The sequence below is a fragment of the Sphingomonas yabuuchiae genome (assembly GCF_014199595.1).
GTDB classification, from domain to species: Bacteria; Pseudomonadota; Alphaproteobacteria; order Sphingomonadales; family Sphingomonadaceae; genus Sphingomonas; species Sphingomonas yabuuchiae.
This window is the reverse complement of the sequence record NZ_JACHNX010000042.1, coordinates 1-5,907: the sequence shown is the minus strand read 5'-3', so window position 1 is coordinate 5,907 and position 5,907 is coordinate 1. Positions and strand designations below refer to the sequence as shown.

Sequence of the window (5,907 nt, the reverse complement as noted above, 5' to 3'; positions counted from 1 at the left end):
GGGCTTTGCTCGCCGCAGTGAAGATGGCGGAGGTATCGTTCTACAGCACCCTCGCCCGCGCCGCCCGCGACAAGGACACTTGCGATGTTACCTACCTCATGAAGGCAGGTGCGGTAGTAGTTGATCTGGTCGAAGAAGGCGACTTGGGGCGGCACCGCCACGTAGTCGGCGGATGGAGCATAATAGGCCTTGTCCCCGCCGACGCGCAGGTCCACGCCGGTCGCGGCAATGAGCGCTTCGGCAATGGGCACGATCTTGCGCTCGGGCAGCGGCGCGGGGTCGCAGGCCAGACCGGGTTGCAAACCCTCGCACTGCGCGACATTGAAAACGGTGAAGCGCTTGAGGAACGGTACGGCCCGCGCGTCCTCGTCCTCGCGCGCCGCGCGTTCCGCCTCGCCTTTGGGAATGAAACGATCGGCGTAGACCACTGTGACCCCGCGCTCGCCCTTGCGGACGCAGCCTCCCGCCGCAACGGCCTGCCGGAAAGTCAGCCAGCTTTGCGAGGCATGGCCGTGCGCGATGCAGGCCGCCCACAATAGCAGTATGTTGACGCCGCTGTAGGTGCGGCTCGTCACGGCGTTGCGTGGCAGGCCCGGCGCTGCGGTTCCTGTGCTCCCCCATGGCTGGACCCAAGGGAACCGCCCCGCCTCCAGCTCCGCCACGATCCTGGTGGTCACCTCGTCGTAAAGGCTGGGTCGCGGCTCTGTGGCCGCGCTCTTCGCGACCTCTCCACGCACACGAGGCCGGTTGTTCGAACGCATCACTGCAACTCCTCTTCGCTAAAGCAGCATGCCTCCCCGGAAAGCGGGGGTGGGCGGCGAAGAGCGACCGGAAAGGCCCGCTTCGAGCGGCGGGCCGCACCCCAGCGACAAGCGCAGGGGCGTAACGCAAGTGGAGCAGCCGGCAGGCTTGCGGCGCGCCGTGGCGGGCCTAGGAGGAAGCGACGCCCGCACCCGCTATTCGGGAAGGCCCACCAACAACGCCGCGGCCCTGCCGCGACGACATCGACCGGCGAAGATGGTCATCCGCCAGGCGATCGTCACCTCCGGCCGAGACCCGCAAGGGGCTCGGTGCGCAGGCAGAGCCGAAGCATAGAGCGCGGCGCCGTGAGGCGGGCGGCCCGACGTCCGCAGCTTTCGATGAAAGATGCAGCGGATGGCCCGCAAATTGGTTTGCGGATTGATTGTGAAGTTAGGGGCGATGAGCGTTTACCGGTCGATGCGACCAGGCCAACACGCTCGGGATCGCGCCCGCCGGCGGCATCCAAGCGTATTGCTATATGGATCGACGCGCGCCGCGCGGCCCGTCGATGAGAAAGCCGAAGGGTCGGCGGGGAGCAAACCCATCCGACCCGGTGGGTTTGAGTGTTACCGCGCCGTCTTGGCAAACCGCGCTTTGAAGTCGGTCAGGTCGAAAGCGAAGTCGTCGCTGTCGTGAAACGCCTCATCGGTTTTGCCCGGCTGCTCATGGTCTCGATACCAGGCGGCGTATTGCGCCGTTTCGCGGCTACGCTTCCGGTAGTGCGTCGAATATGTCTCCACCCTGACCTTTGGCGTTGCGGCTTCCATCTCGAACCTCATCAACCGCAGCCAGCCGTCACCTATGCCATTGAACAACGTTGGAGCTAGCCCCGCATCCTTTACCGTCTGGTTGCGATCCTGATAATCCGACAGGATTTGATAGACCTTGTGGCCGAATTCGTTGCTGTCGATGCGGAACGCCTGCCCGTTCTCGTGGCCGCACAGAACCATAAAGATCTGATCGTGCTGCTTGATGAATTTGTCCCAGATCATCTGCGGGGTATTGTCGTCGGGATCGACGGCATGATTGTCGATGATCGGATTGGCCAACCGCTCGCCATTGCTCATCATGTAGTCGTGGGTCGAGATGATCGTTGGCAGGCCGGGGTACGTCTTGACCACGCGCGCAGCCCATTCGAGGGCGGCGTTGGGCGCGTGGAACTGCAGTCCTATATGCAGGAATCGGTAACCGCCGGCGACGAAGATCTGGGCGCTGTTAGCGCCGCCATTGAAAGAATCGACGTACCATTTCTTTCCCTTGAAGAACGGCGTGTCCTTGCCGAAAACCGAAACGAAGTTCGCCGTGCCGCCGGCGTGCACCATTCCGACGCTCGACATGTCCTTGAACTCTTTTGCGGGCGGATGATTGATATCGGTCCACATGGCGTCATGATCGTGATTGCCCGGCACGACCGAGAAGGGCACTTTTCCCGCTATCATCTGATAGCCCTTGAGAGCCATCGGCATCTCGACGGTCTTCACCTTTGGCGTGGGCGCAAGATGCTCGTCGAAGAACGGGTTCGGCGCGCTTTTGAATCCACGGGCGATATGCGCGGGATCCATCGTCAGCGACTGGTGCTGCCAGACGTCTCCCAGGGAGGTGACGAAAGCGATGTCGCCGCCGACGCTTTCGACATTTGCAGCAACATATTCCATCTGCTCGAGGAATTGCTGGCTGGCATCGAACGGAAATCCTTCGACCTTCTGGTGTGTGTAGTCGATATAGTTTTGCGTGTCGGGCAACACCGCGATCGTGAAACTATCGTCATGGCTGTTCGCCTGGGCGGCTGTCCCGGCAGCGAGCGCCATAGCCGCCACCGATGAGAACGCAATTTGCCGCGTCCAATGGCCAAGGAGGGTCATGTTAAACTCCAATAGTTGCTTGTATGTTGGTTGGCTGATCAGAAAGTGTAGCCGAGCGAAACGCCATAAGTGCGCGGCGCGCCGCGGAATGCCGCGTAGACGGGCGGAGCCACGTAAAGGGTCGTCGCGTATCTTTTATTGGTGAAGTTGCGAACCCATGCCCCCACCGTCATCCTTTCGGCAAATGCCAGTTCCATCTGCGCATTGCCAAGGAAATAGCCCTTGATCGGCTGGTAATTGTCGAGTTCGGTGTAATAATCGTCGACGAAGCGGCCATTGACCGACGGCGTCAGCACCCTGTCGCCGCCCAGCGGTATCGCATAGCGGATCGAACCGGTCAGCGTCATCTTCGGCGCAAAGGGCAGTTCATTGCCGATGCGCCGTAACCTCTCCGCCGCATTGCCCGAACGCATGTCGAGTATTTTGCTATCGAGAAGCGAGACGCCGCCCTGTATTTCCAGCCCGTGTAGCGGTCGGACCGTGATATTCGCTTCCGCGCCATAGGTGCGAGCGCTGCCCACATTGGTGCGGATATTGGTGGGCAGGCCGTTGATGAGCTTGTTGAGGCTCGCCTGAAGATTGTTGAAGTCGTTGTAATAGACCGACGCATCGATCTGCACCGGGCCGCCGCGCGGCAGGAATTTGACGCCCGCCTCATAGGTCCAGACCCGCTCCGACTTGAACGGATCGGTTTCGGGGAGGGTGACGGAGGTCGATCCGTCGAAACCACCCGCCTTGAACCCCCGGCTGACCGAAACATAAGCGGTCGCGGACGGCGAGATTTCGTAACTGACATTCAGGCGGCCCGACAGGCTGTTGTCGGAGAAGGTCCGGCTGAAATTGAATGGCATGGGACCGAAAACGGCCGGGGCGATGCTCACACCGAAGGGATTGAGGTCGACGGTCGATCCGTCGAACCGGCTTTCATCATGGGTGTAGCGCAGGCCCGCGCCGATCTTCCAGTGACTGCCCAGCCTGACGCTGCCATCGGCAAATCCCGCGACGCTGCGGCGTCGCTGGATATAGTCGGCGGACAGCACGCTCAGCACGAAATCGGTCAGGTCGAGGTTACTGCGCAGCCGCACCTTGTCCCTGTAAGCCGTTGCACCCACCACCCAGTCGAACCGGCCGGGCGTCGCATTCTGGAGGCGTAGTTCCGCCGTCCCCTGCTCTACATTGTCGCGATAGATGATGTCGTTGATCCGCGTCGGAACCACGTCGCCCGCAGCAGAATATTGCTGCTTCAACTTTTCCCAGCCGAGAATGGCGACCAGCAGCATATCACCGCCGATCTTCTGGTTCAGCGTGACCGATCCGCCATAGCTGGTCTTGTCGAGCGACGGATCGATGGCGGAATCGGTCGTAAAGGGCGCCAGCGGCGCAAAACCGCGCACCGTGGCGGTGCGCTCGAAAAATTGCACCGCGCCGGATTCATGGAAACCATGGGCATTAAGCGTGACCGTTGTGCCGTCGGTCGGCTCCAGCAGCAATATCGCGCGACCGCCGTAATATTGGGAGCGATTGGCCTCGGTGTTGACGCCGGGATCGGCGAGCGCGGGGACGGCAGGATTGGCCGATCCACTGACACCGCGCGTGCCGATATTGGTCATGAACCCGTCGGTGCGGTCGAAGACGCCCGCCACCCGCAGCTTGACGCCATCGGCCAGAGCGCCGCCCGCCCCAGCTTCCGCGCGCCAGGAGTTGAAGCGGCCATATTCGACGCGCGCCTCCCCCTCCCATGTGTCCGTGGGCTGGCGCGAGATGATGTTGACCGCGCCCGCCGTGGTGTTCTGGCCGTAGAGCGTGCCCTGCGGCCCCTTCAATATCTCTATGCGTTCGACATCGAACATCTGTCCGCCGACCAGCGCCGCCGAACCCTGATAGGCGCCGTCGATGCTGACGGCGGCGGACGGATTGCCGTTGGGCCGGAAATCATCATAGCCGATGCCGCGAATGGTGAAGGTCTGGATGGTGCGACCGCCGGAAATCTGGGGTGACACGACCACGCCGGGAGTCAGGCGCGAGGCGTCGATCAAGTCCTTCACGCCCGCTTCGCGCAGTGCCTCTGGAGACAGGACGCTGACTGCCGATGGAACATCGATCAGCCGCTGGTCGCGTTTCTGGGCCGTGACGATGATGTCGCCACCTGCCTCGACAGGATCGTCGGCGGCGTAAGCCGGGGGAGCCGCGATCGTCAGGGAAGCGAAGGCGGAGGATAGCAGATGAACGCGGCGGAACTTGTGCTGCGATGAGCTGGCCATGAAATCAGTCCTTGGAACATGTATGTCAGAAGAGGGCGAGCGACATCGGCCACCGCCCGGATCGGGGGTGGATCTCGCGTCGCTCAGGACAATGAGGGGCCTAGTCGGAGACGACAGGCCGTTGCGGCATACGCCGGGACCCCGCCCATCGATGGATGTGTGAATACTTCATAGGACCCCCTGCCCGAATCGAACGGCTGTACAGGTAGGTGTATCGTGTGAATCTTCTATGACAGCCGGAGAAACGCTCGTGGGTATCCTGTGCGGATGCGCCGTCGGCGAAGCGATATGCGCGATGCCGTCCTGCTCAGGGAGCAAACTTGGCAACGGTGTGGTGAGGCTCTATCTAGATTGGGAAAGCCAGCCGAATTCGGGCGGAGCTTAATTCGAACGGCTGTACAGAAGGGTGTCAGGTTTGAGTCGCTTGCGATATATGTCCGATGAAGCCTCGCCCCAGGCAGAGCGGATGAGTGAGGCCGCGTATGACCTTGCCGAAGAGAGCGGTCTGGCAGCGCTCAGCGCACGAAGTCTGGCGCGAAAGACAGGAATGAGCCCGTCGGCAATCAATTACCACATCGGCAATCGCGAGCGGCTCATCGCGCAGATCGCGTTCAAGGCTATCGCGGTATCTAGCCGCTGGCGGCAGTCGCAGGCCGCTTTACAGGAAGAGGGTGCCCCGAGGTGGGCCGAGCTTGATCACGTGTTCACGTCGCTGTTGCAGGATCGGTTGAGCACCGGCCGTATGGTGATGGCACTTTTGCAGGAACTGGAGAACGAGGCCGTCGCCAGCGGTCAGACCGCTATCGAAGAGGCGCTGCGCGAGGAAATGTTCGCTGAAACGGCGTTCTGGCGCGATCTGGCAATCCGCCATGGCGAAAGCGTGGATGCGTGTAGCGCGACATCGTCGGTGACTGGTCAGCGACATTGATGGTGATGTGTCAGCGGTGACGTTGGGGATAGTGTCACACGAGGTTGGCCTGGAT

At 61.8% G+C, this 5,907-nt stretch carries 4 protein-coding genes; 1 reads left to right on the top strand and 3 read right to left on the bottom strand.

Annotation, left to right across the window (positions count from 1 at the left end; genetic code table 11):
- From GGQ89_RS19500 to GGQ89_RS19490, 3 genes are all read right to left on the bottom strand, one after another.
- A partial coding sequence (locus GGQ89_RS19500; protein WP_184107131.1) for an ArdC family protein occupies positions 1 to 761 on the bottom strand: 761 nt, incomplete at its 3' end.
- Positions 762 to 1,367: 606 nt separating this feature from the next.
- On the bottom strand, positions 1,368 to 2,663 hold the full coding sequence (locus tag GGQ89_RS19495; RefSeq protein ID WP_184107129.1) for a metallophosphoesterase family protein: 1,296 nt from the start codon (positions 2,661 to 2,663) through the stop codon (positions 1,368 to 1,370).
- 38 nt (positions 2,664 to 2,701) lie between these two features.
- Positions 2,702 to 4,924 (bottom strand): TonB-dependent receptor, encoded by a 2,223-nt coding sequence (locus GGQ89_RS19490; protein ID WP_184107127.1) that lies wholly within the window; start codon positions 4,922 to 4,924, stop codon positions 2,702 to 2,704.
- 433 nt (positions 4,925 to 5,357) lie between these two features.
- On the opposite strand from GGQ89_RS19490, the gene GGQ89_RS19485 reads away from it, so the two are divergent.
- Positions 5,358 to 5,852, top strand: coding sequence for a TetR family transcriptional regulator (locus GGQ89_RS19485; RefSeq protein WP_006949668.1), 495 nt, complete (start codon positions 5,358 to 5,360; stop codon positions 5,850 to 5,852).
- Positions 5,853 to 5,907 lie beyond the last annotated feature (55 nt).

Excerpts from the sequence above, each read along its gene's own strand:
- GGQ89_RS19495 (WP_184107129.1), bottom strand. The coding sequence starts at position 2,663 with ATGACCCTCCTTGGCCATTGGACGCGGCAAATTGCGTTCTCATCGGTG.
- GGQ89_RS19485 (WP_006949668.1), top strand. The coding sequence starts at position 5,358 with ATGTCCGATGAAGCCTCGCCCCAGGCAGAGCGGATGAGTGAGGCCGCG.
- GGQ89_RS19490 (WP_184107127.1), bottom strand. The coding sequence starts at position 4,924 with ATGGCCAGCTCATCGCAGCACAAGTTCCGCCGCGTTCATCTGCTATCC.